General features: G+C 63.0%; 3 protein-coding genes. All 3 read left to right on the plus strand.

What is annotated here, in order from left to right; all coding sequences use genetic code 11:
• The coding region (dapA, locus tag AC1D1P_RS19030) for a 4-hydroxy-tetrahydrodipicolinate synthase (RefSeq protein WP_477674049.1) at window positions 1-818 on the plus strand (818 nt) is incomplete at its 5' end.
• 85 nt (window positions 819-903) lie between these two features.
• Window positions 904-1,995 carry an outer membrane protein assembly factor BamC gene (gene bamC / locus AC1D1P_RS19035; RefSeq protein ID WP_477674050.1) on the plus strand — a complete coding sequence of 364 codons (1,092 nt, stop codon included), beginning with the start codon at window positions 904-906 and terminating at the stop codon, window positions 1,993-1,995.
• A gap of 48 nt (window positions 1,996-2,043) precedes the next feature.
• Window positions 2,044-2,817 carry an MBL fold metallo-hydrolase gene (locus AC1D1P_RS19040; protein WP_477671116.1) on the plus strand — a complete coding sequence of 258 codons (774 nt, stop codon included), beginning with the start codon at window positions 2,044-2,046 and terminating at the stop codon, window positions 2,815-2,817.
• Window positions 2,818-3,102: the final 285 nt, after the last annotated feature.

Genomic DNA, 3,102 nt, shown 5'->3' on the forward strand with positions numbered 1-3,102 from the left:
ACCCCACCCTGCGCAAGCTGGTTGACTGGCACATTGCCGAAGGGACCGACTGCATCGGCGTGGTCGGCACCACCGGCGAATCCCCAACCGTCAATGTCGAAGAACATTGCGAAATCATCCGGGTGTCGGTGGAGCAAGCCAAAAAGCGCGTGCCTATCATGGCCGGCTGCGGCGCCAACTCAACCGCCGAAGCCATCGAATTGGCCAAATTTGCCAAAGGCGTCGGCGCGGACTGCCAGCTGCAGGTCGTTCCCTATTACAACAAGCCCACCCAGGAAGGCCAGTACCGGCACTTCAAGGCGATTGCGGAAGCGGTTGGCGACCTCCCCACCGTGCTTTACAACGTGCCCGGCCGCACCGTCGCCGATATGGCGCATGCCACCGTGCTGCGCCTGGCCCAGGTGCCCGGCATTGTCGGCATCAAGGAAGCCACCGGCAACATCGAGCGCGCCCAGTGGCTGATCAAGGAAGTGCCCAAGGGCTTTGCCGTGTATTCAGGCGACGACCCGACCGCCGTGGCGCTGATGCTTTGCGGCGGCCAGGGCAATGTCAGCGTGACGGCCAACGTCGCGCCTCGCCTCATGCACGAGCTGTGCGTGGCCGCCGTGGCCGGCGATGCCCGCCGCGCCATGGAGCTGCAACTTAAATTGCTGCCGCTGCATCGAAACCTGTTTGTCGAAGCCAACCCGATTCCCGTCAAGTGGGCCATGGCCCGGATGGGCCTTTGCGGCGGCACATTGCGCCTGCCGATGACGCCGCTGGAAACATCGAACGAAGCCGCCGTGGAAAGCGCCCTGCGCATCTGCGGCCTGGTCTGATTTGCCTGATCTGATTTTTAAGGGAACCCAAGTGAAGATATTGCCAACACATCCTGCATTTTCCAAAGCCCGGAGCGCCGCCACCGTGTCTGCACTGGTTGCCCTCGGTCTGCTCGCCGGCTGCTCCTCCATCAGGGATGTGATGGAAGGCGAACGCGTCGACTACAAAAGCAGCGGCGCCAAAGCCCCTTCCCTGGCGATCCCTCCCGACCTCACACAACTGAGCCGCGAAACCCGTTATGTGGTGCCCGGCACCGCGGTGTCCGCCAGCAGCTACCAGGTAGGCCAGCCAACCCAGGCCGTGCAGACAGCCGCTGTGACCGTGGGCGACGTTCGCATCGAGCGCGCGGGAAGCCAGCGCTGGCTGGTGGTGAACCGGCCCGCAGACAAGCTCTGGACGCCCGTGCGTGATTTCTGGCTGGAGAGCGGCTTCCTGCTGTCCCAGGACCAGGAAAACCTCGGCATCATGGAAACCGATTACGCTGAAAACCGCGCCAAGCTCCCGCAGGATTTCATCCGCAACACCATCGGCAAAGTATTCGACAGCCTTTACTCCACCGGTGAACGCGACAAGTTCCGCACACGGCTGGAGCGCCGTCCTGATGGCGGCACGGAAATCTATGTCAGCCACCGCGGCATGGTCGAGGTGTTGACCGGCGTCAAAGCCGGCCAAACCGGCGGCGACAGCACCATGTGGCAACCGCGCCCTGCCGACCCGGAGCTGGAAGCCGAATTCCTGCGGCGCCTGATGGTCAAGCTGGGTGTCACGCAAGAGCAATCGAAGGCCCTGGTGGCCGCCGGTGCAGACAAACAGACCTCGCGGATCGCCACTGTCAACAGCCAGCCCGTCGTGCAGATCGACGAAGGCTTTGAACGTGCATGGCGCCGCGTCGGCCTGGCACTGGACCGCACCGGCTTCACGGTTGAAGATCGCGACCGCAGCCAGGGAACCTACTTCGTGCGCTACGTCGAGCCCATCGTGAACAAAACCGAGCCCGGTTTCTTCAGCAAGCTGTTCAGCGGCTCGCCAGCCGCCGTGCCGCCGTTGAAGTACCGTATCGCCRTCAAGAGCCAGGGTGAAAGCACCACGGTATCGGTCCTCAATGCCCAGGGCGCCCCTGAAGCATCGGCCAATGCCCAGCGCATCATCCAGGTGATTGCCGACGATCTGCGATAAATCCCGGTTCGTGACCCTGTTCATCCCGACTGACGATTCCATACCGGTGTGTTGAGGTTCAAAAGTCTGGGCAGTGGCAGTTCAGGCAATGCCACACTGGTTGAAGCGTCAGGAATCACGCCGCTTCGCGTTCTTGTCGACTGCGGGCTAGGRCTCAAGCACCTGCTCTACAGGCTCGGTGAGGCGGGCCTGCAACCCGAAGACATTCACGCCGTGTTCATCACCCATGAGCACGGTGACCACGTCGGTTGCGCCCGGTCACTGTCGCTTCGCTACCGGATCCCGGTCTGGATGAGCCATGGCACCCACGCAGGCATAGGGGCACCGGATTTTGACGGGTTGCTGCACAAGGCGCGCGACGGTAAAGCCATTGACCTCGGCGGCATGCAGCTGACGCCTTTTACGGTGCCCCACGATGCCCGGGAACCCCTGCAACTGAGCTGTACCGACGGATCGGCAAAGCTGGGCATCCTCACTGATCTCGGTCATGCCACTTCGCATGTACTGGAAAACCTTGGGGGCTGCGACGCCCTGATGCTGGAGTGCAACCACGATTCCGACATGCTGGCCCAATCGTCCTATCCCGCATTCCTGAAGCGGCGGGTGGGCGGCCAATTTGGGCATCTTTCCAATACGGCCGCAGCGGATGTCGCCCGCGGCGTCATGCATCAGGGGCTACGCTACCTGGTGGCAGCCCATCTCAGCGCGCAAAACAACCGGCCGGAGCTGGTGCAAAACCTGATGGCCGCAGCCGTGGGTTGGGACGCGGAAGACATCATTGTGGCCAGGCCCGACGTCGGCACACGCTGGATCCATATCTGAGGAAGGGTCGTGGGCCCTGCAATGCGGGTGCATGCCGTCCATCGCGGCAAACAAGCGTCCATAAAAAAGCCGCCTCGCGGCGGCTTTTTTCGACTCGCTGAAGAATTACTTCGCAGCGCTGGCTGGAGCGGCCGTAGCAGCGGCTGCAGCGGCAGCGGCGTCAGCAGCAGGTGCCGAGGCGGCAGCAGCCGGAGCGGATGCAGCAGCGGCAGGAGCCGATGCGTCAGCAGCAGGGGCTGGAGCTGGAGCTGGTGCAGCAACTGGTGCCGGTGCTGGAGCTTCTTC

It is taken from the genome of Polaromonas sp. P1_E1_2, assembly GCF_056406035.1.